Below are 23,879 nucleotides of genomic sequence, written 5' to 3'. Positions count from 1 at the left end.
CCTTAACCGATGATCGCGAGGATATCGGATTCGCGCAGCACGAGGTATTCCTTGTTGTCTACCTTTACTTCAGTACCAGCGTATTTGGAGAAGATTACTTTATCGCCTTCTTTTACTTCCAAAGCGATGCGCTCGCCGTTGTCAGCAACACGGCCAGAACCTACTGCGATTACGCGGCCTTCTTGCGGTTTTTCCTTTGCAGAATCAGGCAAAACGATACCGCTTGCAGTCGTTTCGTCTTTGGAGATAGCTTCGATTACCACACGGTCACCCAATGGCTTAAGCACTAAAAACACCCTCCTCAAAAAATGTAGGTAAACAAATTTACGTTATTAGCACTCGACTGTTATGAGTGCTAACACCCAATTTCTATAATAATGAATCACTATGTACTTTGCAAGTAGTTTCCCTCACTTTTTTCCATATGCTACTGCTTGACTACTCTTCCTACTATCAAATTGCTTTCTCTAGCAAAAAGGTTCTAGTATTCGGACTCACTCATATAAATGAAACATAGAATCAAGCAAGCTCGCCAAGGAGGGAATTGTTCCATGCACAAATGGCTCTGGATTGGCTTAATTGCCCTGGGAGTCTTGGGAATCAGCCGTCTCTTCACTTCGGATACTACTTCCTTTATACAGGTCAACATGAACCCAGCCTCCATCTATTGGGATGGCCGTGAAATCGTCGCAAGCGAAAAGCCCGGGTACTACACGGATGAAGGCAAAGAAATACCAGCTTCCTTAGAATATGAAGGGACTCTTTATGTTCCTCTGTCCATGATCAGTCGCCACTTGAATAAGCCTATCGGTTGGGATGAAACTTCCCAAACCGCTTGGGTCGGTCAACCTCCTGCATTCTCCATCGGTCAGCCTGAAAAACAGACGACACCTGATGCAGTCCCTGCCTCTCTGCTGCTTCCCCAAAAACCGGCAACGAACAAACCACCTGCAGCACCCATTCGAGAAGAGAAGCCTAATACGATTTTTGACATAAGTCTCGGAATGTCTTCCGGGGAAGTACACAAGCTACTAGGCGAGCCTGTCCGCAAAGAGCCAAGCAGTCTCGGCTATCAATGGTGGGTGTACAATCGTGAGCCTGCCCGATACATTCAAGTCGGCATCGCAAATGACAAAGTCGTCGATGTGTACTCGCTCGCTCCGACAGCAAAGCTCGGAAACATCGGAGTCGGCACCAGCCAGCAATCACTCGAGCGTCAGATGAATGTACAAAACATTGTTTCTTTCTCTTTTCAGGGGGCACAAGTCCAGATTACCAATCAAAAACAGCAACGCCCTCTCGTTATGAAAGACGGCACCCCATTCATTTATTACTTGGACAAGCAGAATGACAACAAGGTCACCGCAGTACGTATGATGGATACGCAAATGCTGTTACGCGGCAGTTTTTACGAAACGAAATGGACCTATCAAGGTCAGGCACCCAATTTTGATCCCCCGCCGCTTCGTGTGGGTGAAAGAGAGCAGGTCAATGCTGCATCTGAGAGGCAAATCCTCGATCTGGTCAATATCTCCCGCTACCGGTACAAGCTTCCGCCCCTGCAATGGAACGAAAAAGCTGCCGATGTGGCACGAAAACATAGCATGGACATGGAGGGGAACAATTTCTTCGATCACATCTCTGCGACTAGCGGGAGCAATCCATTTGACCGCATGAAAAGTGCCTCTCTCGCTTACACCATGGCCGGAGAGAATATTGCAGCAGGCTACACGGATGCCATCGAAGTCCATGAAGGCTGGATGAACAGTCCAGGCCATCGCAAAAACGTACTCGAAAAAGGCTTCACCCAGTTAGGCGTGGGCGTATATACAGACTATTTCACCCAAACCTTCCTCACTCCCATGAAATAATCGCAAGCCCGGTTTCGTCGCTTTTTATGGACGACCGGGCTTGTTTTTGCAAGAAGAAGCGCTGTTTTACGGCAATCTCACCTGTTCCCTCAGGTGGTCGACTTTTTCGGTAAACTCCACAACGACCGTCTCAAATTCCTTCGTATGCAGAATCAGCCACGGCCGACGCTCCCCTTTTTTGGGCATGATGACAAACATCTCTGCAATCATCGCATCGAGATTCGCGGATTTTAACTTCATTGGCTTTGGGGGGACCAGCTGAATTTTCACGATCATGGCGGAATCCAACGATGGATTAAACTCCAAGACCCGCCCGCTCACACTCTGCAAAATCTGCTGAGCTTCCTCCTGAAATCCAGCTGTATTTTCAAAGCTAGCCACAACGCGCTGCTTGTCCGTATCAAACAATTCGATGGGCTCGCCCAGCCCGGCGGCGTCTGCAGTACTCCCAGAAAAGAGCAACGCCAAACATACGATCAGCCACATATTCAGCACCTCCCGAATCATAACGTCCGTAGTATTTCCCATTTTTTTGCTGGAATACAAAAAAGTCCTCTGCCACTCGGGACAGAAGACCTTTCTCATGCTCGTTATTGAACGGGTTCGTTTGTTTCCAAACTGCCGTATTCTTGTTCCCACGCTTCTTGCTCTTTTAATTGCTTGCGATACACAACGCGAGATAGCCAAATGCTCAGTTCGTACAAAAGCAGCAAAGGGATGATCACGAGAATATCACTGACAATCTCAGGAGGAGTCAAAGTAATCCCGATGACAGCCAGTACAAAGTAAGCGTAGCGTCGTGCCTTTGCCAGCCTCATTGGATTGAGGATGCGCAGTCTCGTCAGGAACATGACGATAATCGGCAACTGGAACAGTATCCCGAACGGAATGACCATATTAAACATGAAGCCAAAGTATTGCGCGATTCCGTAGTTCGGGTCTGCGCCCATCGATGCTGTAATACTGGTCATAAACTGCATGACCATCGGGAAAACGACGTAGTAGCCAAACAGGATACCAACGATAAACAGAAAACAAGCCGCCGGGATGAAGTAAAGCGTCCCGCGCTTTTCCTGTACTTCCATCCCTGGCGAAACAAAACGCCAAACGTGATAAAGTGCTACAGGCAGTGTGATGACAGCGCCCACAATGAAGGCAACCTGCATGTAAACACGAAGTGCGTCTGACGGATGCAACGAGACAATGGGCACGCCATCCGCAATCGGTTCTTGCTTTAAATAATCCACGAGTGGACCAGCGAGGAAAAAACCGACGATCAATGCGACAATAAACACGGCCAGCACCCATATGATGCGCTTGCGTAGTTCCGTCAGGTGTTCTACCACTGTCATTTCCTGATCCTTCATGGTAACCACCAACCTTACCTGTTACGCGTTCTTCTGTTCTTTTTCCATTTGCAGGCGCTCTAGCTCCAGCTTTTCGCGGATTTCTTTTTCCAAGCGCTCGCGTTCTATCTTTTCACGAACTTCGCGTTCAATTCTCTCCCGCTCCGCTGCATCCTTTTCAGCGACAACCGGCGTTGTTTTGGCAGACGCCTCTTTGGAGGCTAGCTCCTTGCGCTTTTTCTCCTCATCGTCGTCTTCATCGTCACTTGTCAGACTACGCGTAGCATTTTTAAACTCTTTCAAAGTATGACCTACCGCACGCCCCAATTCTGGAAGCTTTTTCGGACCAAAAAGCACCAAAGCTAAAACTAAAATTAAGATTAATCCAGGAATCCCAATTGAGCTCATACGTATTCACTCCTTTTTCTTGTGAAGTCGTTTGCTTTTCGTTATTTGCCAGTCTAACCAGCTAGCACTTTCGTAAACCACCATATCCGAGTCTTGTCATATCGGATGCCACAATTCGCTCCCCTGCCAAAATACGCGGCAAAAATACATCAAAGGAAGTAAATGTTTCATGCATAACGGCTCCCGGCAGTCCGAGAATCGGTACATCGCCTTTGTAAGCAACCATCAGCATGGAACCCGGCAGCATCGGCGTACCGTAGCGCACTACTTCCGCTCCTACTCCTGCAATCGCTCCCGGCGTTCGGTCATCTGGATCGACAGACATGCCCCCCGTGACCAAGATCAGATCGACCCCTTCGTCGAGGAACGAGTGAATCTGCTGTTCGATCGCTTCCTTGTCATCTGGCGCAAAACGCTGGTCTACGACAGTAGAGCCGAGAGCTTCCACCTTGTTTCGAATCACAGGACCGAACTTGTCTGCAATCCTGCCAGAGAAAACTTCTCCCCCTGTCGTAACAAGTCCCACTCTTTTATCCTGAAATGTTTTTACTTGAACAATCGGTTCGTCAAACTGCTTGGCCAACTGCTCCAACTCAATGATTCGAGACTCTTCCATAATTAACGGGATGATTCTCGTAGCTGCCAATGTATGTCCCGGATGCACGACCTGATCACCGTAAATCGTGGAGAACGCAATTCCTTCCAGCTTGTTCAATGCGTGGACAGCTTCCTCATTGATTTTGGCTAAACCTGTTCTCGCAGCCTTCATCGATACCTTGCCCTCATAAGGAGGCGTCAAGGTCAAGCCTAGTCCGGAAACAGCCTTCGCGATACGAATGCCGGCTTCTTCCTCATGGATGTAGCCATCAGGCATCTCCAGCACGTAAATATGCTCTTTGCCAATGGACAACAGCGGCTCAATATCCGCCTCGGTGACAACATGTCCTTTTTTAAACAAGCGCCCTTTGAATTCTCCAGGCAAAATTTGCGTCATATCGTGAGGAAGCATCATTCCGATCGCTTCACGCACTGGCACTTCCCGCATCTGAGGTTTTTCTACCAATGCAATCCTCCCCAATCTTCGTTTGCTTCTCCCGTCCCTTGCAAAATGTGCAAAGCGTCGGACAGCATATCGCCAATCGCATTGAAACAGATTTCTACGCCCCTCGGATTACCAGGGAGGTTGATAATCAACGAATTACCCCTGGTTCCTGCAACTGCTCTGGTCAGCATCGCCCGGCGGGATTGCTTCAAACCAGCACGGCGCATTTCTTCAGCCAAGCCTGGAACTGGTCTGTCAATGACCCACGCGGTCACTTCTGGCGTAACGTCACGCGGGCTAAGCCCCGTGCCCCCCGTTACAATCAACAGATCGCATTTTTCACGGTCTACGAGCTCAATCATATGTTCTTGCAAATCTTCCATATCATCACTAACGGCACGGTATACAGCGACATCTACATGAAGCCATTCCCTTGTCAGATTACGAACGATTGGCATACGATCGTCCACACGATCTCCTCTGGCAATCGAATCACTTGCAGAAATAACGCCTACCTTCCATTTGCTCACGATACATTCCTCCGGTTTCTCATTCGATAGTATTGTACACTTTTCTGTCAAAAACGTCTCGCCGTTTTTCTTTGGCGGATAGCACCTTTCGCCACAGTAGGAGGCGTGAAAAAGCTACTGACACAAAACATTCAAAAATGCAGAAGACCTTTTTCAGTTACCACTGCATCTAGCAAAACATCATGAGACTCTAGCGGCACATGCTCCACAACCTGAATAAAGAAGCCGACTCCAACCAAGAACGGGAGCTTTTTCAGCGTTGCCAGAAAGCGGTCATAATAACCACCGCCATATCCCATTCGACCGCCCTTGCTGTCAAAAGCAACGCCAGGAACAATGATCGCATCCAAGTGCGATACGTCCGCTTCCTCTGCCAGGGCAGGGTCCGGCTCCCAAATCCCGTAGACACCTTGCTTCAGCATGTGCGGTCCTGTATACCGATAAGGGATGAGGCGTCTCTCGGCAACGTTTGTGAGCGGCAGCCATATGTCTTGGCCTCGCTTTTTTGCTTCATGTATAAAGGGCAGAATATCTAGTTCTTCGCCAAAAGGATGAAAGGCCATGATGGCTTTGGCATCAGCAAGCCTTTCATGAGACAGCAAATGATCGCATGCCTCTCTAGAAAGCTGCTCCCGTTCCTTTGCAGACATGGACTTGCGTCTCTCCAAAATATGGCTTCGCAGCTGTGTTTTTTGGTCCATGACAACCTCTTCCCTCTTTCGTAACGTGCTTAGGACATTCCCACGAGGCTTGTCCCATGCGCTCTCTCTAGGCTACACTGGCATTAGTATATAAAGAGGTGAATCCGATGATTTTGCTACAAGCTGAACTTATAGAAAAAACGTATGGTATCGAAACCATTCTACAAGACATCTCCCTGCAAATTCAAACCGGGGAACGGGTTGGTCTGGTTGGCGTAAACGGTGCAGGCAAATCGACTCTGATGAAGATCCTCGCCGGCGAGCTAAGCTACGACAAAGGAATTATACGCATTCCAAAGGATGTCACGCTCGGGTATTTGGCACAAAACAGCGGCCTTGAATCAGAGCGATCGATTTGGGATGAGTTGTTGAGCGTTTTTTCCCATTTGCAAAAAGAAGAGCTAGAGCTTCGTGAGCTCGAGGCCAAAATGGGCGATCCGGCTATTCTCGCTGATGAGAAGCGTTACCAGCAGCTGTTGGAAAATTACTCTCACCGCTCGGAAGCCTTTAAGGAAAAAGGCGGCTACAGCTACGAGGGTGCGATTCGCGGGGTTTTGCACGGCCTGCGCTTTGCGGACTTCGATTACCAGACTCCGATCGGCACATTGAGCGGCGGACAAAAGACTCGTCTGGCTCTAGCCAAGCTGCTGCTTCAATCTCCTACCATTCTTCTGCTCGATGAGCCGACGAACTACCTGGACATTGAGACACTGACCTGGCTGGAGACGTATTTGCAAAACTATCAGGGTGCCATTCTCGTTGTTTCCCATGACCGCTACTTCCTGGACAAGCTCGTGACCGTTGTATATGAAATCGAACGGACACGCGCTACCCGCTATGTCGGTAACTACAGCCGCTTCCTCGATGAAAAGGCAGCTCGACTCGAGCAGGATTTGAAGCGATTCGATAAGCAGCAAGAAGAGATCGCCAAGCTGGAGGATTTCATCGCACGAAACATCGCTCGGGCTACGACGACCAAACGAGCGCAGAGCCGACGCAAGACGTTGGAAAAGATTGACCGCTTGGACAAGCCGATCATGAACAACAAATCTGTCCACTTCTCCTTTGATGTGGCGAAAATGAGCGGCACCATCGTGATGAAAGCAAACAACGTCGCAATTGGCTACCCGGATGCTGTCCTTTCCCAGGGCCTTACGTTTGAAATCGAGCGTGAGGAGCGGGTGGCATTGGTCGGTCCCAATGGTATCGGGAAATCGACACTGTTAAAAACGATTGTGGAACAGTTGCCTAAGCTGCGCGGCGATATTCATTTCGGAAGCAACGTAACGATTGGGTACTACGACCAGGAGCATCGTAACCTGAACGAACGGAATTCAGTGCTCGGCGAAATTTGGGATGAGTACCCGAACATGCTGGAAAAGGACGTCCGCACCTTGCTCGGCAACTTCTTGTTTACCGGTGATGATGTACAAAAGAAGATCAGTGACCTGTCTGGAGGAGAGCGTGCACGCGTCTCCTTGGCAAAGCTCATGCTAAAGCAAGCGAACTTCCTGATCTTCGACGAGCCGACGAACCACTTGGATATTTTCAGCAAGGAAGTACTGGAGAACGCCCTCTACGATTATCCGGGGACGATCCTGTTCGTCTCCCATGACCGTTACTTCTTAAACAAGATTGCCACCCGCGTATTAGAGCTGACTGGCGATGGCGTAACCAGCTATTTGGGTAACTATGATTACTTCGTGGAGAAAAAGCAGGAACTGGAAGAGCTCGCAGCCGAGCAAGCAGCGCAACCCGGAAAAAAACAAGGCGGTACCGTGGCGGCACAGCCTGAGAAATCCTCTTATGAGCTCGATAAGGAAGCGAAACGTCGCGAACGTCAACGCCAGCGCCGTTTGGAAGAGATCGAGGTCACGATCCAAAAACGAGAGGCTGACATTGTCAAATGGGAAGAAGAGCTGTGTCTCCCGGAAATTTATAGCGATCATGTGCAGGCAAAAGAACGCAACGATCAAATCCATGCTGCCAAAGAAGAACTGGAGCAGTTGTATGACGAGTGGAGCGCGCTATCAGAAGAATAGTCCCGTCTTCACGTAGAGCAGCGCTCCTGCGCAGGCTCCTCCAAGGCGGCATAAAGAGCGGGGACCACCAGAAATGAAATGCAGGTGGCTGCTGTGACAATGCCCGAGTCATTGAGGATCAACCCAGCCAGTGCCCCGACAATGACACCAGCAAAGCCTTTGACCAAGTAAGGTGTGTCCTTCGCCAAATGGTGCAAAAAGCGGTCGTTTTTCAAGGTGAGAACACCTAGGGCGATCAGGGAGACGACAAATGCTTTGCTCCAAATGGAAACGCGAATCAAGCGGAGATTCATCGCTAGCTTGCGTTCAATCATCTGTCCTACCTCGGACCATTCACCATGTACAATCTGCTGAGAAATTCGTCCGACATGGGTCAAGGGCTGATCTGACATGAGACTGATCGCCATCAAACTGCATACACCCATAACTAGGCCGCCTGTCAACAGCAGGAGGCCTTTTTTGCCGATACTCCAGCCCTCAAGTCGTGACAATGCCACGGAAAATCCGATCAGTCCTGCAAGAAAACCGCCTGCGTCCGTTCCCAGGTTCGGTGCCACCATGTAGTACAGCACGACACTGTATATGACTGCGGAGACAGCAGGCAACCATCTATTTTCCTGACTTAACTCTTTTTGTCCCCCACGCATTTTCTCGTACAGCGAAGCCACAAGCATGATCGTGCTGCCGATCAGCACTCCTTCGTATTCATTTCCTAGCCCGTAAAACCTCGCTCCGATTACCGGATCATATCCGAGGTACGATTGCCGCATCAGATGAGCGCCCGTCCATCCGTCCATCAGCAGAATGGCTGTCGTCACTCCGCTAACCGTCATCACGATTCGTGGGAGAGCATGGGCTTCCTGCCAAAAAGCCGCGATCAAGGCAGTCATGATAAGTCCACCCAAGACAACCGTGCCAGAAACCTGCCAGTCGAGCAGGCTCTCTGCCAATAGCAATGCAGGAAACCACAATAAAGTTAGCAGCGCCAGACGTATTCCTCTACGAAGCCGCAAAAGACCTGCCCCTTCTCTCTTCCGCCCAAACCACCAGAGAACGACCGCACACCCTACAATGACAATCTGAAGCATGACGTAGGTATAGAGCACTGCTGGTCGTGTCGCATATGTATGATGGATCTCGCCTACCTGATTCTGAAGAGCAGTGAGACCATTCCCTTTTTCGATACGTATGACATGACCGGCCAACCCTTTTGGTACGGGTACATCCAGCCAAGACAGTACGGTTGGTACCATATCCAGTCCGCTGACTAATCCCGACTGCCTCGTGGTAGCTGATGTCAAAACTCCACTCGCATTCTCTCCCCAAATGAACAATGGAGATAAGAGCGCCTTTTCTTTTGTCGCCACATGATTGACGGCTGGCGATGCCAATACAATGCGTTGGTGTGGTTTTCGTTCCTTCAGGAGCTGGTTAAGGAAAAGGGACAAGTCACGCAAAACACGCTGATATTGCCGGGTAAACTGACCTGGGTCCATATCCGCACTCAACTGGTATAACCGGGATAAATCTGAGAGTTGAGCAATGATCAAGCTCGCTTGACGCTCGCTGTGGATTTTCTCAAGCAGGTAAGCGTAGTTTGTCTTGATCCCATACGGATAGCCACGAAGGAGTTCCATGCTCTTTGTAGAAACGTCCCCTATCGGAACCCTTCCTTGCTGATCCATCGCAAACAGAACGGCATGTCTCTGTCGGGTATCCTCATAGTCACCGTTTCCATATAAAGCGACCTGAACGTTGTTTGCAGCAAGCACTGTCCCAAGTAGCCCGATTTGCGCAGAATAAGGTTTCTCCCGATTATCTGCCAAGAGTCGGAAAATACCCGGAAAAACGATCGAGGAGCGCGCCATCTCCTGCGCCTGATCACTTCCCAGCTCTTGTGCCCGTTCACCAGCTGTTTCCCTAGGTGAAAATGCTTCATACGGATGGTAGCCTGTCCCGCTTTTTTCAGAGTAAAGCGCTTGACCACCACTCCCCATGAGCAGGTAGCCGTTTGCGGCCGTACGCGATCCAGGTGTTCTTATGGACAGAGCACCAGCTCCTGCATCATCCAACCATTTATCCACAGTAGATAACTTTTTGAGTTGCTCCAGATCATGAAACGACATCCCCTCCACAAACAGCATGATAACCTGTTGTTTTTCCTTTGCTATCAATGAGTTTCCTATATTTGTAGCTAGAAACAATATCAGGAACAACAAGCAAATTAGCGCGAGTTTCTTTCTCACGAGTCTCCCTCCTGTTGATAACTCGACTTTTTTATCCACATTTTCCACAGAACAATCCACAGAGTGCATGCGGTTTTCCCGGTCATTTTCTCGTGTTATCACCAGTATTCACAGGAGTATATGTGAACAATCCAGAAAGTTATCCTATGATGTGGATAAATCATAGGTAGATGGACAGAAAACTACTGAACCTTTTTACCTCTGTTAGCGAATATAGGGTTGTCATACGTTCTGGAGGAACCAAAGAAGATTATCAGGAGATTGAAGGCTTCTTGCAGGAAGCGGAGTTCGAAGAGTTTTCTGTGATCCTGAAGCAAATCGTCGATCTGAAACTGAACGATGGCAAGTAAATCCGCGTAGGAAGAAGTGCATTTCCAGTCCAAGCGCCTCTGGAGCCCGCCTCAGCGTAGACTCGAAATGCGCTTCTTCCCCCCGACTACAGCTGCTCGTTTAAACACAAACAAAAAAAGCATCTCTGATCAGATCCCAGAGATGCTTTTCATCCATTCATATATGCTATTGCTCAGAAAGCGACAAGCTTGGTACGCCGTTCAAATCGAGCCCCTCAAACTGTCCTTTTTCATACTTGATAAAGCCTGCTGCCGCAATCATCGCAGCATTGTCCGTACATAGCGTAAACGGCGGAATCACCAACGGTATTCCTTCTGCCTCGCACCTTGCCTGCAATCGATCCCGCAATCCGCGATTCGCCGCAACACCGCCAGCCAACAATACCTGCTTCGCTCCATGAGAACGGGCTGCACGAATCGTCTTTTCTACCAGCACCTCTGTTACAGAGTCTTGGAAGCTCGCAGCCAGATTCGCCGGTTCGATCGTCTCTCCTCGTTGTGCTGCATTGTGCAAGGTATTAAGTACAGCTGACTTCAAGCCACTGAAGCTGAAATCGTAGGAATCTGGCTCCAGCCATGAACGAGGGAGCGGTACATTTGCCTCCCCTTCATGTGCGAGGCGATCAATATGAGGTCCGCCTGGATATGGCATATTCAGCGCTCGTGCTACCTTGTCGTACGCTTCTCCTGCGGCGTCATCCCGCGTTTCCCCTAAAATCTCGAACTGACCGTGCTCCTTCATATAGACAAGCTCCGTATGCCCGCCCGATACGACGAGTGCGATCAGCGGAAACTCCATTTCTTGCACCAGACGATTCGCGTAAATATGACCCGCGATATGATGGACACCAATTAGCGGGATGCCTCTGGCCATGGAAATGGCTTTTGCTGCTGCCACGCCAACTAACAGGGCTCCGACAAGCCCAGGCCCGTACGTCACCGCAATTGCCTGGATGTCATCCAACGTTTTCCCAGCCTCGATCAAAGCCTCTTCGATGGTAAGGGTAATATTTTCTACATGTCTGCGAGAAGCCACCTCCGGCACGACTCCGCCAAACCTTTTATGGATATCGGCTTGGGAAGCAATGACGTTCGACAGCACCTCACGGCCATCACGAATGACAGCAGCCGATGTCTCGTCGCAGCTTGTTTCAATTCCTAAAATATAAGTAGGAGCACCTGATTCCCTATGTGCTTCGTATTTTTGCTGTATGCGCTTCTTGTAGCGCGACGTATACGTCTTGTTCATTACAATGTCACCCACATAATGATTGCGTCCTCATTGTTATCCGAATAATATCCCTTGCGCCGCCCATGCTCTTTAAAGCCGAGCTTGATATACATGTTCCGCGCGGCTGTGTTCGAAGGTCGAACTTCTAGCGTCATGCTATGGGCACCCTGCATTTTGGCAACACCCATCATTTTGATCATCAGTGCCAATCCAACCTTCTTTCCACGATATAAGGGATGGACGGCGATATTTGTAACATGTGCTTCATCGATCACGATCCACATGCCGCAGTAAGCGATAATCCGATTTTGGTGAGCGACAACTACATAGCGTGCATTTGGATTTCTCGTCAGCTCGTTGACGAATGCATCATGCGGCCATGGAGTTGTAAAAGCTAAGCGCTCTAGCTCTGCCACTGCCCCAACGTCCTGCATCATCATATAACGATATTCCAAATCGATTGGTTGACTCATACTTTTACTCCTTTACGGCCCCCGCCTGCTTTTGGGCAAGCCACTTCGCTTCTGCTTCTGCCAGTTGCAAATACTCCGGAACCAGCTCATGCGCATTTCCGCCGTCTTGAAGCTTGCGTAGTGCCACATAGCCGATATGGGCAGCACGCGGGTGATTGAACGCTGGAGAAGCAAATTGCGCCTGATTCCCGAGCTCTTGCACAATCGTCTCCCGATGCAGCCTCACATCTTCACCCAAGAACAAGATCGGCTCTCCTTGCGCCTGGTCTCGCAGCAGTGGCAACCATTCTCGCAACAGTATGATTTGTTCTGCGGACTGCGCTCGCACCGCCTCCATGCCATCGGAACGATAACAGCCGGTATACACTTGACCTCTGCGCGCATCGAACAGCGGTACAATCAATCCAGAGAAGCCTGTGGCATTCATGGCAATGACCTCCAGACTGGATACACCAATGACTGGCACATTCAGTGACCAAGCCATACTTTTCGCAGAGGCAACGCCGATTCTCACGCCTGTGTAGGAACCCGGTCCGTTTGCCACCCCGAAACCGCTTAGTTCCTCTGGCGCTGTTCCTGTTGCATCGAGCAGTTCACTGACGCAGTCCATCAGACGCACGGAATGGTTTTTTTGCTGGTTCGTCGTCATTTCTGCCAAGACCCGCTCTTCCTCTACCACAGCTACACTTAGCACCAGATTCGATGTATCAATCGCCAATACGCGCATCAAAATCAAACTCCTCACACAATTTCACATAACGATTGCCTTGAGGAACCAGCTCGATCATCCGCTGTTCCTCCCCTTCTCTACGCAGGAAGACGGTCATCCGATCTGTCGGCAGGACATCCTCAATCAAAGAGGCCCACTCTACGACACAGACACCTTCTCCAAAAAAGTAATCGTCCAGACCAAGAGAGTCTGGATCATCGCCTACCCGGTAGACATCCATATGATAAAGCGGCAAGCGCCCCTGATATTCTTTTATGATGGTAAAGGTCGGACTGTTCACTACTTGTCGAACTTCTAGTCCTTTGGCCAACCCCTGGGTAAAAGTCGTCTTGCCCGCCCCCAGATCTCCCTCCATCGCAAGGAAGTCACCTGGTTCAAGCAAACCTGCCAGTTGCTCGGCAAAGCGATGCGTCTCCTGCGCTCCCGTGAGCCTCCATGTATAGCTCATTTCTTTCATCCACTCCTAAAATGGTTGAATCCCGCTTTGGGCAACGGGAGCTGCTGATCATCGCGCTGAAGCATCAATTTGGGCTCATGGCTTTTTCCTACCACTTCACCGATGACAGTAAACGGTACACCATTAGCGGAAAATTGCTTGCTTACAGCTTCGAAGTGACTCTTCTCCAGCGTTCCGACCAATTGATAATCTTCACCGCCATAAAAAGCCCACTCCAACGGATCTTTCTCTACGTGCCGTGCATACTCCCGAACTTCGTCATGGGTCGGTACCGTTGCAGCATCGATCAAAATTGATACGTCACTCGCCTCGGCAATCTCCCACAGCTCTGATGCAAGTCCATCACTTACATCATTCAATGCACTGCATGCCCCTGATTCCAGCAGCAGTCTGCCTGCCTTTATTTGGGCAACAGGACGCTGATGGGCATCCATCAATGTCTTCCAAGGTAAAGAGACGCCCCTTTCAGCAGTCTCGCCTTGCAAGAGAAGATGTAATCCTGCTGCAGAAGTTCCGACATGCCCTGTAACAAAAACAAGCTGCCCAGGCTTGGCCTGTGAACGACGAATGGCACGCCCTTTTTCCACCTCGCCCAGTACCGTGACACTCAGGTGTAGGGCATCAGGCGCAGAAACGGTATCGCCACCAATGACACGAACTCCATATGCCTGACACGCCTCGTAAATCCCTTCATAGATTTGCTGGCATTCGTCAGGCGTCCATTGCGGACTTACCGCGATACTGACAAGCGCATACCGGGCAACCCCGCCCATCGCTGCTACATCGCTCACATTGCTGATAACAGCCTTATATCCGATATCACTAGGATTCATCGTTTTCTTCAAAAAATGAACCGTCTCCACCATCGCATCGCAGCAAGCCACGACTTCCATTTCTGGCGCTGGGGAGAAGACAGCGGCATCATCCCCTATCCCGACGGTCAAACCGTTCCCTTCCTGCCCCGCAGAACGACTCGTCCATTGCCGGATCAGGGAAAATTCGTCGTGTGCCACTTCAAACGCTCCTTTTCCTTCGCGGAAAACATTTTTCGTCTGTTCATTATACCCCTGCTGTCAAAAGACGCGCAAGAAAGCCAACCGCCTCTAACTCTTTACGTCGTTAGCTCCCGCAACAGCAGCTTTCCTTTGCAGCGTCCGCAACGATAGCGGCTCGGGTTCATCTTTCTCTTGCGTTTGTAGCTCATGCCACATGCCTGGCAAACCAGCTCGTAGCGATAAGGCAGAGTCGTCCGACCGTTTCCTACCTGTTGGCAGTATCGGCTTCCTCCCACCTGACGCAGAAGCAATTGAAAATCCTGATCAGAGTGACGATACCCGCGCTTTTCTATGTGCAAATGATAATGGCAAAGCTCATGCTTGATGATCGCAATCAATTCCTCTGCACCATGCTCCTGCAAATGCTTCGGATTCAGTTCAATGTCATGCGAGCGCAGCAAATACCTCCCGCCAGTCGTGCGCAATCTGCTGTTAAAGCGGGCCTGATGGCGAAAGGGCTTGGCAAAAAATTCGCTGGATATCTGCTCTACCAGCATTTGCAGTTCCGAATCGGTCATCTCATCTCCTCCGCTTCCTTCTTTTCACCATAGCAGTTCCAGTTGAAAAGTGCCAGACAGATAGGCTACACTGAGTGCAAATAAACGCTTGTGACCATTTACTTGCTGACCGCATGCGGTCATATCCTGTTTAATGAAAAACGTCGAGACGTTTTTCACAAATAAACGGTCATTTAGACAGAATGGTGGAGGAGTTCATGCGTTACTTGTTGTTGCAGTCCCGTGACGGACTACAGTTTGTCTCGCTGCCCGAATCACATATGTACCAATTAATTGCTCTACTCAAACGACTTTACAAGGAAATTGACAAATTGACGATCACAGAACGCCCGGAATTGCCTACGGTTCTAGCAGACTGTGCGGATGTGGAGCGGTTAGAGAGCGGGCTTTCGATCGTGGATGGTTTAGAGTACGTCAGTGGTCTGGAGCGTCGCTTCGCTGCTTTACAAGAGACAGAGTATCCTCTCATCTCTTTATTGACAGAGATCCGTGCCCTGCAAGCCCAATTGGAGTTTTTGCACGAAGATGAAGAGTAAATGAAAATTCTAGGCACCTCCTGCTCGTCTTTGCGCATACATTGCCTATAGACGAATATCTCCAGGAGGTACTTTCATGCCACAATGGATGCGCAGGCAGTTGCAACGTGCCTTTAATGGGAAGGACGTTCGCCAAATTCGTGTGCTCAACAGTTGCTGGTTCTTATATTTAGAAAAAAATGGCGGCCACCCTGACTGACAGGAGGCCGCCTTTTAGTTCATTCTTATCCTTCCGTTGGCGCGATCATGGTCATCCCTACACGCTGACGCTTCTCGTCAATTTCTACTACCCATACATCTACGATATCGCCAACGGTCACCACTTCCAGTGGATGTTTGACAAAGCCCTTCTTCAAACGGGAAATGTGCACGAGACCGTCGTTTTTCAGGCCGATATCCACAAACGCTCCGAAGTCGACCACGTTGCGCACAGTCCCTTGCAGCTTCAAGCCCACACTCAGATCTGACAACTGGAGGACATCGCTTCGCAAGAGTGGTTTTGGCAGCTCGTCACGCGGGTCGCGACCAGGACGCAAGAGGCTGTCCACAATGTCTTGCAGCGTTGGCTCACCAATCCCGAGCTTTGAAGCGGTCTCTTTTACATCCAAAGACTGTATACGTTCCTTGCAGTTCTCGCTGCCGATTTCATGAGCGTTAATGCCCAGCATCGACAATAGCTGATGAGTCGCATCGTACGATTCCGGGTGAATCGGCGTTTTGTCCAGTGGATTCGCACCCTCCATCACGCGCAAAAACCCGATACACTGCTCGTACGTTTTAGCGCCCAAGCGCGGAACCGCCTTCAATTGGGAGCGCTCCGTGAACTTCCCGATCTCGTCCCGTTTTTTCACGATATTCCCCGCCACTTGACGGCTGATCCCTGATACATACTGCAAAAGAGAAGGAGATGCGGTATTCACATCTACCCCGACATGGTTTACGGCAGACTCAACCACAAACTGCAGACTGTCTGCCAGCCTCGACTGGGAAACATCATGCTGGTACTGACCAACCCCGACGGACTTCGGATCGATTTTGACCAACTCAGCGAGTGGGTCCTGCAAGCGGCGCGCGATCGAAGCTGCACTTCGCTCTGCTACATCCAGTTCCGGGAATTCTTCCTTGGCCAGAGTGGATGCGGAATACACAGATGCACCTGCCTCGTTCACGATGATGTACATGACCTCTCGCTTCAGCTCTTTCAGTAGCGTGGCAATGAACTGTTCTGTCTCGCGCGAAGCAGTACCGTTCCCAATCGCCACAACCGTAACCCCATAAGTTTCAATCAACTGCTTCACTTTCACTGTAGCTTCCGCCACTTTATTGGCCGGAGGGGTCGGATAAACGACTGCAACCTCCAGCAGTTTGCCGGTCTCGTCTACAACGGCGAGCTTACAGCCAGTCCGAAACGCCGGATCTACCCCAAGTACGATTTTGCCTTTTACAGGCGGTTGAAGCAGCAGATTGCGCAGATTTTCTGCAAAAATGTGAATAGCACGTTCCTCGGCTGCCTCTGTCAGCTCGGCGCGCACCTCCCGTTCAATAGAAGGTGCAATCAGACGCTTATACCCGTCCTCGACTGTCAGTGTCAGCAGATTGCGAGCCACTGTATCGCGAGGAATGGTGCGTTTTTGCATCCAAGCCAGAATTTCTGCAACAGGTGCTTCTATGGAAACCTTCAAAATGCCTTCGTTTTCTCCCCGATTGATGGCCAGTACCCGATGTGGAACGACCTTTTTCAGAGGCTCACTATATGCGTAATACATTTGGTATACATTTTTCTCGTCCGCTTCTTCGGCCTTCTGCTCCGTTAGAAGCAATCCTTTTTGCACGAAGCGTTGACGAACCCACTGGCGAATTTCTGGGTCATCAGACAAAAGCTCCGCCACGATGTCCATTGCTCCTTGCAAAGCTTGCTCCGTCGTCTCGACGCCTTTTTCCGGGTTGATATATGGTTTTGCTTCTTCTTCCGGACTCCCGGTTTTCGGTAAGCTCATGAGGTAGTTGGCAAGTGGCTCTAGTCCCTTCTCCTTGGCCATGGTTGCACGCGTTCGGCGTTTTTGACGGTAAGGGCGGTACAGGTCTTCTACCTCTTGCAGCTTTGTCGCACGCTCAATAGCTGTGCGCAGCTCGTCCGTCAGCTTGCCTTGCTCATCGATGAGCCGAACGACTTCTTCCTTCCGCACTGACAGGTTGCGTAAATAGCGAACGCGTTCCTCAATCGCTCGAATTTGTGTTTCATCTAGCTGCCCCGTCATTTCTTTGCGGTAGCGGGCAATAAAAGGAACCGTGTTTCCTTCATCCAGGAGGCCAACCGTACGCTCCACCTGGTGAGGTTTGACACCCGTATCTTGGGCGATTGTCTGGATCATCAACGTAAGCTCCATACCTGTCCTCCTGCGCTCATTCTTCGTCGTTTATTGTACCACATTTGCTAACAAGGACTGGAAAAAGGGAAGAAAAAAGAGGAGCCACTTGGCCCCTCTACCTCACGATTTCCAGTTGTTCCACTTTCAATGCTTCTCTCAGCTTGCCCAACGCCCTGCGCTGAAGGCGGGAAATATGCATCTGCGACATCCCCATGATGTCCCCCGCTTGTTTCTGACTCAAATTTTGATAAAAAGTTAATTGAATGATTTCTTTTTCACGATGATCCAAAATTTGCAGGGCCCGCTCCAGCATCAGATTCTGCTCGACTGCTCCGTACCCTTCTTCCGTCGACCCAACTAGGTCGAGTAAAGAAATGGTGTTGCCGTCCAAATCCGCTTCCAGTTCGCTGTCCATGGAGAGGGAATGATAGCTGCGCCCCATCTCCAATGTCTCCAGAATCGCTTCCTCTGTAACGCCGAGACTGTTGGCAATGTCCGCAATTTGGGGAGAACGTTGCAGCTTGATCGTGAGCTCGTCTACCACCCGTTTGATCTTCGGGCTCAGCTCCTTTACTCTGCGCGGAACATAGACACTCCATGTCTTGTCCCGAATATAGCGTTTAATCTCCCCCACGATAGTCGGGATCGCAAAGCTCTCAAATGTCCGCTCAAAACTAGGGTCGAACCGACGAAAGGAAGCAAGCAGGCCGATTAATCCGACTTGCACGAGGTCTTCATACATGACTTGTCCGCGAACAAACCTCTTCGCTAACGATGCTACAAGAGGAGTATAGGCCCTCACCAGCTGTTCCTGTATCGCAGGATCTTTTGTTTCACCATACAGGTGGATGAGCTCCTTCAACTCCTCTGGACTATATTTCTGCTTCCGAGATTGTCCAGTCATTGCCAGCCACCCCATCCTGCCGAACATACTTGGTCATGGAGACTACTACTCCTGATTCAGAGCGAATCTCCACTTCATCCATAAGCGTGTGAATGAGATAGAGCCCGAGCCCGCCCTCATCCAAATCCTCAAGGCTTTTCCCTGCATAAATCGGCGTCAGTTGCTCAGCAATGAGCTCATTTGAAAATCCAACGCCCTGATCGCCTACCTCGATCACCAATCGATCTTCATAAACGTGGCATTGGATATGAATGGAGCCAGGATTCTCTATTTCCTTGTATGCATGTCTTACTACATTCGTGCATGCTTCTCCGACGGCAAGCTTGATATCCTCAATCTCTTCATAAGAAAAGCCCATACGGTTGGCTACACCGGATACAGTCAGACGCGCTACTCCCAAATACTCCGCCTGGCTTGGCAAAGTCAATTGAATTACGTCTGCCTGAGGTCGATTTGGACCCATTACTCGCTCTCTCCTTTGCGGATGGCAATATGATCGTATAAGCCAGTGATGCGAAATAGCCTTTCCACACGCGGAGACAATTTGTGCACCTCAAATGTACGATTTCGTTGGATGCACTCTTTCATAATCCCGATGAAAATTCCGATTCCGGTACTGTCCATGTATTCTACTGCTTCCAAATCAACCGTAATGCGATTGATATCCGGCTTGGTGACGAGTGACATGAGTGTTTCCTTTACTTTCGGTGCTGTAAAAGCATCAATATCTCCACCAAGGACCACTCGGTGCTCAGTTTCAAGGCTCGTTGTCTGAATTAGCAGGTCCATCTGCGTCTACCCCCCGTACGTTGCTTAGGTTCTTCGAAGTACAATCATGGTGTAATCATCCAGCAGATCAAACTGGGAGAGCAGAAGCAGTCTATTGTACAGGCCGCTTGCCATCTTCTGGGCAGGTTCGCCCACCTCTTTTTGCAAATGGTGTACAAGCTCTTCCCTTTGCAAATAGTATCGGTTATTTTTGCATTCTGTTACACCATCCGTCAGAAGAATCAGAACATCATTTATTTCTAAACGAATCTCCTGAACCTCGTATTCACTGTTTGGGAATAAACCGAGTGCATTCCCTCGCCCTTCGAGATCGTAAAACTTCCCTTCGGCCGACCTGTACAAAAATCCTGGCTCGTGCCCTGCTGTCGCGTAACGGAAACAGTGTTCCTTCGAGTCGTAACTGCCAAACAACATCGTCACAAACATGCTCGGATCAATATTTCTTCCCACAATCCGGTTTAAATGGTGCAGCATTTCATCGGGACCCAGCTCCATTTGTCCAAGGCTGTCTATCGCATATTTCACCATCGACATACACATCGCAGCAGGCATTCCTTTTCCGGTAATGTCTGCAATGGCGACGCCAAAATGCCCTTCATTTTGCCCGATGAAGTCGTAATAGTCACCCGAGATTTGTTTCGCTGCAATACTCACTACGCCAATCTCCAGCTCTGGATAGACTGGAACCTTACTTGGCAAAAGTGATTGCTGCATCGCTTTCGCCACGGCTATTTCTGATTCCATTTGCTGATGCCTGTTTCGCCAGCTGTTTACGGATCGGTGCTCATTCCCGTATTCAATCATGACCTCTGTCAAAATGGAGAAGGAGGAGCGCACAAATTCTGGAACTTCCCCGAGCTGCTCAAGCGCTCGCGCATGCAAATCTGTTATTTCTTCTGGCGAAATATCTCGAGAAAGCATCCATTTGCCCAACTGCTGGGCTCCGTATAGCTGATCCTCCCCTTGAGCACTCAGGTAATCCCGAAGAATTTTTACATACTCTTCTTGGAAGCTCCGGGTTACCATCTATCTCATTCCTCCTTTACTTGATCGCTCCACTTCACAACAACGACACGTGTCCCTTCCCCCTGGGTACTGTGGATCTCAAATTCATCCATCATGCGCCTGACACCCGGCAATCCGGCTCCAAGTGCACCCGAAGTCGAATAGCCATCATCTAACGCCTGGCGAATATCAGGAATCCCTGGACCGTTGTCATTCGCTGTTATTTGCAAGCCGATCATTCCTTCGCGCTCAACCGGCGAAATCGTGATCGTCCCCGTACCCGCATACAAATAAATGTTGCGAGCTAATTCGGAGATTGACGTGGCGATGCGGGACTGCGTGATCGTACCAAAGCCAAACAGCTTCGACATATTTCGGCCCACTTGTCGCGCCGTCACGATGTCTGATTCTTGTTCTATATTGATTGTCTCAGGAAAATAGTCTGCCACAACCAAAAAAACCCCTTCCGCCTCGCTTGGTAGGTAGAAATGAGTTTTTTCTCTACCTCGAAAAATAATGCATATTGTGTCGCTTTTTGTCTTTTATTCTCTTTTCGAACACTTCGCTGTGCACCTATAAAATCCCTGCAAATCTGACAGCAAAAAACCACTTGCTTCACTCAAGTGGCTTTTCCTATCAAGTAGTAGTCTGATCTTCTTTCACACGTTAAAAATCAATGAGTCCTAAACTAATTTGCAAGGATTCATTAACCCGATCCATCATCTCGTCATCGAGATGCGTAATTTTATCAGTTAGACGTTGTTTGTCAATGGTTCGTATTTGTTCCAACAGAATAACGGAGTCACGATCAAATCCATAAGTTTTTGCGTCAATTTCCACATGCGTAGGCAGCTTCGCCTTTTGAATCTGCGCCGTAATGGCTGCGACGATGACCGTCGGACTAAATCGATTTCCAATGTCGTTTTGAATGACTAAAACAGGCCGTACGCCTCCTTGCTCAGAGCCAACGACCGGGGACAGGTCCGCGAAAAACACATCGCCACGTTTGACAATCACCAGTCACACCCCGCTAACTAAGCGGACAAGAGTATGGTCAGCCTCTTCTTCAGCGCCAAAAGCCTCCGATGCCATATTCAGATTGATCTTCGCCATCTCCATGTACCCTTTTTGCATGGTCTCACGGATCGTACGTTTTTTACGCTCTTTCAAATACAAATGCATCGCTTGACGAATAAACTCGCTGCGATTGGATTTTTCCTTTTGAATAACGCCATCCACTTCCTGAAGCAAGTGTTGTGGCAAGCTGATCATGATGCGTTTCGTGTTTGACTTCGACAAGACAAATCCACCTCCAACCATGACCGTAACTTCCATCCGCTATGCTAGTTCTAGAAAGAACAGCCAGTATGAACAATACCATTATGTCGAATCCATTGCAAAAATATACCTACTGTGCGCTTTTTCGGTGAGAAAACGTGAGTGTAAACAATCCAAAGGTGTAGGTGAAGACTTCGTTTACCCAAAAAAGCCAGCTTTTTCGCTTAACTAGTATTCGTGTTCCACGGGAAAATTCCTGCTGAATTTCCTTGCTAGTTATTTACATTTTCATAGGACGAGTGTTTCATCGTCAATGGGTGAAAGACGTCCGTAACTTTCTGGTCGCGCAAATAGAGGCGCGGAATTCGGTAATTCAGCATACAAGGAACCTCGTAATTGATTGTTCCCAGCAAATCGGCAATTTCATCCAGGGAGATTTCCTCGTCACCCTGCTTACCATACAAGACGACCTCATCATTGACCTCTGCTTCTGTCGAATTCAGGCTGACCATGATCTGATCCATGCAAACTCTGCCTGCAATCGGGTAGCGAGATCCATTGTACAACACCTCACCACGATTGGACAAAAGACGAGAATAGCCATCTGCGTATCCGATCGGCAGTGTTGCGATCCACTCGTCAGACTGTGCTGCATACGTAGCACCATAGCTGACCGTGTATGGCTCATCTGCCTTCTTTACGTGGGCAATTCTGGTCTTTAGCGCCAGGGCGGGGGCAAGAATGACATCCGCACGTTCTTTCATGTACAAAGAAGGATACAATCCGTATAAACCTATGCCTAAACGAATCGTATCATACCCCCAATCGGGAAATGCGATAGCCGCAGCCGTATTGCAGCAATGAACCGTCGGTAATGTTTTATTTGCTTCACGCAGTGCTTGCAAAAAGGATTGAAACAAGTCGTGTTGTCGTCGCACATGGGTTGTATCTGGTTCATCCGCGCAGGAAAAATGCGTAAAAATGCCTGTCCACTTAAGCTTCGAGCATTCTTCAAGGGCACGTACAACCGCAAGCAGATCTTCCTTTGTCCGAACGCCCAAACGCCCCATGCCCGTATCGGTCTTCACATGAATCCCGACAGGTTTGTGATCGTTTTTCAGAAGAATGTCGTTCGCATTAGTGAGCCATTCGACACTGTATGCGGTTAACTCCACTTCCAGCTCGCTTGCGGTGACGATGGATTCGACAGGTGTGTATCCCAGCACCAAAATCGGAGCTGTGATCCCTGCCTTCCGCAAAACAAGCGCCTCATCGAGCAATGCGACTGCAAGTGAATCTGCACCGCTCGCCAACGCTTCTTTTCCGACATGGACAGCGCCATGGCCATACCCGTCTGCTTTCACAACAGCCATAATACCTGTTTTTTCTGGCAAATGGCGTCTGAATGTCTTGAGGTTCGCCCGGATTGCATCCAGATCAACCTCTACCCAAGTGTCACGACAAAACGATTTCATTCCTATCTCCTCTTGTTCGCTTTTTTATAGTAAAACAAGCGCTCATTTAAGTGGGTGAGAAATTGCCTGGAAACCATCAGTGATTCCTTTTTGCCGCCTACACGATAAAAATGACGGCCTTCATAAATTTGCTCGACTTCAGATAGCGGGTAGCTCTTTTCCTGTCCTGACATGGATATAATCAGGTGGGTCTTGGTCAACTTGTACACCGGACGAAAAACCGATTTGTACAGAAACGGAGACAATCCAACAACAGCAATGGCAATGGCAAAAACAAGCACCTTGAATCTCGTGTCATTGGTCGGGAAAAATTGAGAAAGAATCATCATCCCCAGTACAAACATGACAGTCTCGTTAATACGCATTTTCCAGCTTTTTCGCAGGAGCATGTCTTTGTAGGTCGATGCTTCCTCGTACAAAACTTCGTTAGACGGTTTCTTCATGTAAAGCATGCCACCTCATTCAATAAGTTACTCTGAATGTATCGTGTTTTCCCGCTGTGTGTCAATTCGCGGATTGTCCC

The 23,879-nt window shown here is 49.4% G+C and carries 29 protein-coding genes; 5 read left to right on the top strand and 24 right to left on the bottom strand.

What is annotated here, in order from left to right; translation table 11 throughout:
- Nucleotides 1-2: 2 nt before the first annotated feature.
- The gene (groES, locus tag ACFYU8_RS22955; protein WP_007721023.1) at nt 3-287 is read right to left on the bottom strand and encodes a co-chaperone GroES; all 285 of its coding nucleotides are present in this window, start codon (nt 285-287) and stop codon (nt 3-5) included.
- 264 nt (nt 288-551) lie between these two features.
- On the opposite strand from groES, the gene ACFYU8_RS22950 reads away from it, so the two are divergent.
- A complete protein-coding gene (locus ACFYU8_RS22950; protein ID WP_390304136.1) occupies nt 552-1,871 on the top strand; it encodes a CAP-associated domain-containing protein in 1,320 nt (439 codons plus the stop codon).
- Between the two features lie 66 nt (nt 1,872-1,937).
- Here the strand turns inward: ACFYU8_RS22950 and ACFYU8_RS22945 are convergent, their stop codons facing one another.
- From ACFYU8_RS22945 to ACFYU8_RS22920, 6 genes are all read right to left on the bottom strand, one after another.
- On the bottom strand, nt 1,938-2,357 hold the full coding sequence (locus ACFYU8_RS22945) for a hypothetical protein (RefSeq protein ID WP_390304134.1): 420 nt from the start codon (nt 2,355-2,357) through the stop codon (nt 1,938-1,940).
- Nucleotides 2,358-2,461: 104 nt separating this feature from the next.
- A complete protein-coding gene (gene tatC / locus ACFYU8_RS22940; RefSeq protein ID WP_390304132.1) occupies nt 2,462-3,238 on the bottom strand; it encodes a twin-arginine translocase subunit TatC in 777 nt (258 codons plus the stop codon).
- Nucleotides 3,239-3,259: 21 nt separating this feature from the next.
- Nucleotides 3,260-3,625 (bottom strand): twin-arginine translocase TatA/TatE family subunit, encoded by a 366-nt coding sequence (gene tatA, locus ACFYU8_RS22935; RefSeq protein WP_390304131.1) that lies wholly within the window; start codon nt 3,623-3,625, stop codon nt 3,260-3,262.
- A 61-nt stretch (nt 3,626-3,686) separates the two neighbouring features.
- Nucleotides 3,687-4,688, bottom strand: coding sequence for a molybdopterin-binding protein (locus ACFYU8_RS22930; RefSeq protein ID WP_390304129.1), 1,002 nt, complete (start codon nt 4,686-4,688; stop codon nt 3,687-3,689).
- On the bottom strand, nt 4,682-5,197 hold the full coding sequence (locus ACFYU8_RS22925; RefSeq protein WP_390304127.1) for a MogA/MoaB family molybdenum cofactor biosynthesis protein: 516 nt from the start codon (nt 5,195-5,197) through the stop codon (nt 4,682-4,684). The genes ACFYU8_RS22930 and ACFYU8_RS22925 overlap by 7 nt, the downstream gene beginning before the upstream one ends.
- Before the next feature lie 131 nt (nt 5,198-5,328).
- Nucleotides 5,329-5,898: a 5-formyltetrahydrofolate cyclo-ligase gene (locus tag ACFYU8_RS22920; protein ID WP_390304125.1), complete on the bottom strand. Its 570-nt coding sequence runs from the start codon at nt 5,896-5,898 to the stop codon at nt 5,329-5,331.
- 107 nt (nt 5,899-6,005) lie between these two features.
- Here ACFYU8_RS22920 and ACFYU8_RS22915 point away from each other — a divergent pair, with 107 nt between their 5' ends.
- Nucleotides 6,006-7,940: an ABC-F family ATP-binding cassette domain-containing protein gene (locus ACFYU8_RS22915; protein WP_390304123.1), complete on the top strand. Its 1,935-nt coding sequence runs from the start codon at nt 6,006-6,008 to the stop codon at nt 7,938-7,940.
- A gap of 8 nt (nt 7,941-7,948) precedes the next feature.
- On the opposite strand, the gene ACFYU8_RS22910 is transcribed toward ACFYU8_RS22915, so the two are convergent.
- Nucleotides 7,949-10,186: a hypothetical protein gene (locus ACFYU8_RS22910; RefSeq protein ID WP_390304121.1), complete on the bottom strand. Its 2,238-nt coding sequence runs from the start codon at nt 10,184-10,186 to the stop codon at nt 7,949-7,951.
- A 170-nt stretch (nt 10,187-10,356) separates the two neighbouring features.
- On the opposite strand from ACFYU8_RS22910, the gene ACFYU8_RS22905 reads away from it, so the two are divergent.
- Nucleotides 10,357-10,536, top strand: a complete 180-nt coding sequence (locus ACFYU8_RS22905) for a hypothetical protein (protein ID WP_390304119.1) — start codon at nt 10,357-10,359, stop codon at nt 10,534-10,536.
- A gap of 166 nt (nt 10,537-10,702) precedes the next feature.
- Here ACFYU8_RS22905 and tsaD read toward each other — a convergent pair whose 3' ends face one another.
- The 6 genes from tsaD to ACFYU8_RS22875 form a co-directional block, all read right to left on the bottom strand.
- Nucleotides 10,703-11,785 (bottom strand): tRNA (adenosine(37)-N6)-threonylcarbamoyltransferase complex transferase subunit TsaD, encoded by a 1,083-nt coding sequence (gene tsaD, locus ACFYU8_RS22900; RefSeq protein ID WP_390304117.1) that lies wholly within the window; start codon nt 11,783-11,785, stop codon nt 10,703-10,705.
- Complete coding sequence (rimI, locus tag ACFYU8_RS22895; RefSeq protein ID WP_390304115.1) at nt 11,785-12,240, bottom strand: ribosomal protein S18-alanine N-acetyltransferase; 456 nt, start codon at nt 12,238-12,240, stop codon at nt 11,785-11,787. The genes tsaD and rimI overlap by 1 nt, the downstream gene beginning before the upstream one ends.
- A gap of 4 nt (nt 12,241-12,244) precedes the next feature.
- Nucleotides 12,245-12,967, bottom strand: coding sequence for a tRNA (adenosine(37)-N6)-threonylcarbamoyltransferase complex dimerization subunit type 1 TsaB (gene tsaB, locus ACFYU8_RS22890; RefSeq protein ID WP_390304113.1), 723 nt, complete (start codon nt 12,965-12,967; stop codon nt 12,245-12,247).
- Nucleotides 12,948-13,418, bottom strand: coding sequence for a tRNA (adenosine(37)-N6)-threonylcarbamoyltransferase complex ATPase subunit type 1 TsaE (tsaE, locus tag ACFYU8_RS22885; RefSeq protein ID WP_390304111.1), 471 nt, complete (start codon nt 13,416-13,418; stop codon nt 12,948-12,950). The genes tsaB and tsaE overlap by 20 nt, the downstream gene beginning before the upstream one ends.
- Before the next feature lie 5 nt (nt 13,419-13,423).
- On the bottom strand, nt 13,424-14,440 hold the full coding sequence (thiL, locus tag ACFYU8_RS22880; protein ID WP_390304109.1) for a thiamine-phosphate kinase: 1,017 nt from the start codon (nt 14,438-14,440) through the stop codon (nt 13,424-13,426).
- A gap of 98 nt (nt 14,441-14,538) precedes the next feature.
- Entirely contained in the window at nt 14,539-15,000 is a 462-nt protein-coding gene (locus ACFYU8_RS22875; protein ID WP_390304107.1) for a SprT family protein, read from the bottom strand.
- Between the two features lie 197 nt (nt 15,001-15,197).
- Between ACFYU8_RS22875 and ACFYU8_RS22870 the strand changes: the two genes are divergently transcribed.
- Together ACFYU8_RS22870 and cmpA are read left to right on the top strand one after the other, a co-directional pair.
- Complete coding sequence (locus tag ACFYU8_RS22870; protein ID WP_390304105.1) at nt 15,198-15,536, top strand: hydrolase/acyltransferase; 339 nt, start codon at nt 15,198-15,200, stop codon at nt 15,534-15,536.
- 76 nt (nt 15,537-15,612) lie between these two features.
- Nucleotides 15,613-15,735 (top strand): cortex morphogenetic protein CmpA, encoded by a 123-nt coding sequence (gene cmpA / locus ACFYU8_RS22865; protein ID WP_390304103.1) that lies wholly within the window; start codon nt 15,613-15,615, stop codon nt 15,733-15,735.
- 25 nt (nt 15,736-15,760) lie between these two features.
- Here cmpA and ACFYU8_RS22860 read toward each other — a convergent pair whose 3' ends face one another.
- The 10 genes from ACFYU8_RS22860 to ACFYU8_RS22815 all read right to left on the bottom strand — a co-directional run bounded on the left by ACFYU8_RS22860 (nt 15,761) and on the right by ACFYU8_RS22815 (nt 23,799).
- Entirely contained in the window at nt 15,761-17,923 is a 2,163-nt protein-coding gene (locus ACFYU8_RS22860) for a Tex family protein (protein ID WP_390304101.1), read from the bottom strand.
- Between the two features lie 97 nt (nt 17,924-18,020).
- Nucleotides 18,021-18,809 carry an RNA polymerase sigma factor SigB gene (sigB, locus tag ACFYU8_RS22855; protein ID WP_390304099.1) on the bottom strand — a complete coding sequence of 263 codons (789 nt, stop codon included), beginning with the start codon at nt 18,807-18,809 and terminating at the stop codon, nt 18,021-18,023.
- Nucleotides 18,778-19,272 (bottom strand): anti-sigma B factor RsbW, encoded by a 495-nt coding sequence (gene rsbW, locus ACFYU8_RS22850; RefSeq protein ID WP_390304097.1) that lies wholly within the window; start codon nt 19,270-19,272, stop codon nt 18,778-18,780. Before rsbW ends, sigB begins: the two co-directional genes overlap by 32 nt.
- Nucleotides 19,272-19,598 (bottom strand): anti-sigma factor antagonist, encoded by a 327-nt coding sequence (locus ACFYU8_RS22845; RefSeq protein ID WP_106841967.1) that lies wholly within the window; start codon nt 19,596-19,598, stop codon nt 19,272-19,274. The genes rsbW and ACFYU8_RS22845 overlap by 1 nt, the downstream gene beginning before the upstream one ends.
- Nucleotides 19,599-19,622: 24 nt before the next feature.
- Complete coding sequence (locus ACFYU8_RS22840) at nt 19,623-20,624, bottom strand: PP2C family protein-serine/threonine phosphatase (RefSeq protein WP_390304095.1); 1,002 nt, start codon at nt 20,622-20,624, stop codon at nt 19,623-19,625.
- Nucleotides 20,625-20,629: 5 nt separating this feature from the next.
- Nucleotides 20,630-21,058 (bottom strand): anti-sigma regulatory factor, encoded by a 429-nt coding sequence (locus tag ACFYU8_RS22835; RefSeq protein ID WP_390304093.1) that lies wholly within the window; start codon nt 21,056-21,058, stop codon nt 20,630-20,632.
- 211 nt (nt 21,059-21,269) lie between these two features.
- The gene (locus ACFYU8_RS22830; RefSeq protein ID WP_005830205.1) at nt 21,270-21,620 is read right to left on the bottom strand and encodes a type II toxin-antitoxin system PemK/MazF family toxin; all 351 of its coding nucleotides are present in this window, start codon (nt 21,618-21,620) and stop codon (nt 21,270-21,272) included.
- Between the two features lie 3 nt (nt 21,621-21,623).
- A complete protein-coding gene (locus ACFYU8_RS22825; RefSeq protein ID WP_007721089.1) occupies nt 21,624-21,923 on the bottom strand; it encodes a CopG family ribbon-helix-helix protein in 300 nt (99 codons plus the stop codon).
- Between the two features lie 230 nt (nt 21,924-22,153).
- A complete protein-coding gene (alr, locus tag ACFYU8_RS22820) occupies nt 22,154-23,356 on the bottom strand; it encodes an alanine racemase (protein ID WP_390304091.1) in 1,203 nt (400 codons plus the stop codon).
- A 2-nt stretch (nt 23,357-23,358) separates the two neighbouring features.
- Entirely contained in the window at nt 23,359-23,799 is a 441-nt protein-coding gene (locus tag ACFYU8_RS22815) for a hypothetical protein (protein ID WP_390304089.1), read from the bottom strand.
- Nucleotides 23,800-23,879: the final 80 nt, after the last annotated feature.

It is taken from the genome of Brevibacillus sp. NPDC003359 (assembly GCF_042878995.1).
Lineage (GTDB): Bacteria > Bacillota > Bacilli > Brevibacillales > Brevibacillaceae > Brevibacillus.
This window is presented reverse-complemented; position numbering and strand designations above follow the sequence as displayed.

What these genes read in the sequence shown, in the direction of transcription:
- tsaD (WP_390304117.1), bottom strand. Translation starts at nt 11,785, where the DNA reads ATGAACAAGACGTATACGTCGCGCTACAAGAAGCGCATACAGCAAAAA.
- tatC (WP_390304132.1), bottom strand. Translation starts at nt 3,238, where the DNA reads ATGAAGGATCAGGAAATGACAGTGGTAGAACACCTGACGGAACTACGC.
- alr (WP_390304091.1), bottom strand. Translation starts at nt 23,356, where the DNA reads ATGAAATCGTTTTGTCGTGACACTTGGGTAGAGGTTGATCTGGATGCA.
- ACFYU8_RS22920 (WP_390304125.1), bottom strand. Translation starts at nt 5,898, where the DNA reads ATGGACCAAAAAACACAGCTGCGAAGCCATATTTTGGAGAGACGCAAG.
- rsbW (WP_390304097.1), bottom strand. Translation starts at nt 19,272, where the DNA reads ATGGGTCCAAATCGACCTCAGGCAGACGTAATTCAATTGACTTTGCCA.
- ACFYU8_RS22950 (WP_390304136.1), top strand. Translation starts at nt 552, where the DNA reads ATGCACAAATGGCTCTGGATTGGCTTAATTGCCCTGGGAGTCTTGGGA.
- tsaE (WP_390304111.1), bottom strand. Translation starts at nt 13,418, where the DNA reads ATGAGCTATACATGGAGGCTCACGGGAGCGCAGGAGACGCATCGCTTT.
- tatA (WP_390304131.1), bottom strand. Translation starts at nt 3,625, where the DNA reads ATGAGCTCAATTGGGATTCCTGGATTAATCTTAATTTTAGTTTTAGCT.
- ACFYU8_RS22815 (WP_390304089.1), bottom strand. Translation starts at nt 23,799, where the DNA reads ATGAAGAAACCGTCTAACGAAGTTTTGTACGAGGAAGCATCGACCTAC.
- ACFYU8_RS22870 (WP_390304105.1), top strand. Translation starts at nt 15,198, where the DNA reads ATGCGTTACTTGTTGTTGCAGTCCCGTGACGGACTACAGTTTGTCTCG.
- ACFYU8_RS22860 (WP_390304101.1), bottom strand. Translation starts at nt 17,923, where the DNA reads ATGGAGCTTACGTTGATGATCCAGACAATCGCCCAAGATACGGGTGTC.
- cmpA (WP_390304103.1), top strand. Translation starts at nt 15,613, where the DNA reads ATGCCACAATGGATGCGCAGGCAGTTGCAACGTGCCTTTAATGGGAAG.
- ACFYU8_RS22845 (WP_106841967.1), bottom strand. Translation starts at nt 19,598, where the DNA reads ATGGACCTGCTAATTCAGACAACGAGCCTTGAAACTGAGCACCGAGTG.
- ACFYU8_RS22905 (WP_390304119.1), top strand. Translation starts at nt 10,357, where the DNA reads ATGGACAGAAAACTACTGAACCTTTTTACCTCTGTTAGCGAATATAGG.
- ACFYU8_RS22875 (WP_390304107.1), bottom strand. Translation starts at nt 15,000, where the DNA reads ATGACCGATTCGGAACTGCAAATGCTGGTAGAGCAGATATCCAGCGAA.
- rimI (WP_390304115.1), bottom strand. Translation starts at nt 12,240, where the DNA reads ATGAGTCAACCAATCGATTTGGAATATCGTTATATGATGATGCAGGAC.
- ACFYU8_RS22945 (WP_390304134.1), bottom strand. Translation starts at nt 2,357, where the DNA reads ATGTGGCTGATCGTATGTTTGGCGTTGCTCTTTTCTGGGAGTACTGCA.
- tsaB (WP_390304113.1), bottom strand. Translation starts at nt 12,967, where the DNA reads ATGCGCGTATTGGCGATTGATACATCGAATCTGGTGCTAAGTGTAGCT.
- ACFYU8_RS22915 (WP_390304123.1), top strand. Translation starts at nt 6,006, where the DNA reads ATGATTTTGCTACAAGCTGAACTTATAGAAAAAACGTATGGTATCGAA.
- ACFYU8_RS22825 (WP_007721089.1), bottom strand. Translation starts at nt 21,923, where the DNA reads ATGGTTGGAGGTGGATTTGTCTTGTCGAAGTCAAACACGAAACGCATC.
- sigB (WP_390304099.1), bottom strand. Translation starts at nt 18,809, where the DNA reads ATGACTGGACAATCTCGGAAGCAGAAATATAGTCCAGAGGAGTTGAAG.
- ACFYU8_RS22840 (WP_390304095.1), bottom strand. Translation starts at nt 20,624, where the DNA reads ATGGTAACCCGGAGCTTCCAAGAAGAGTATGTAAAAATTCTTCGGGAT.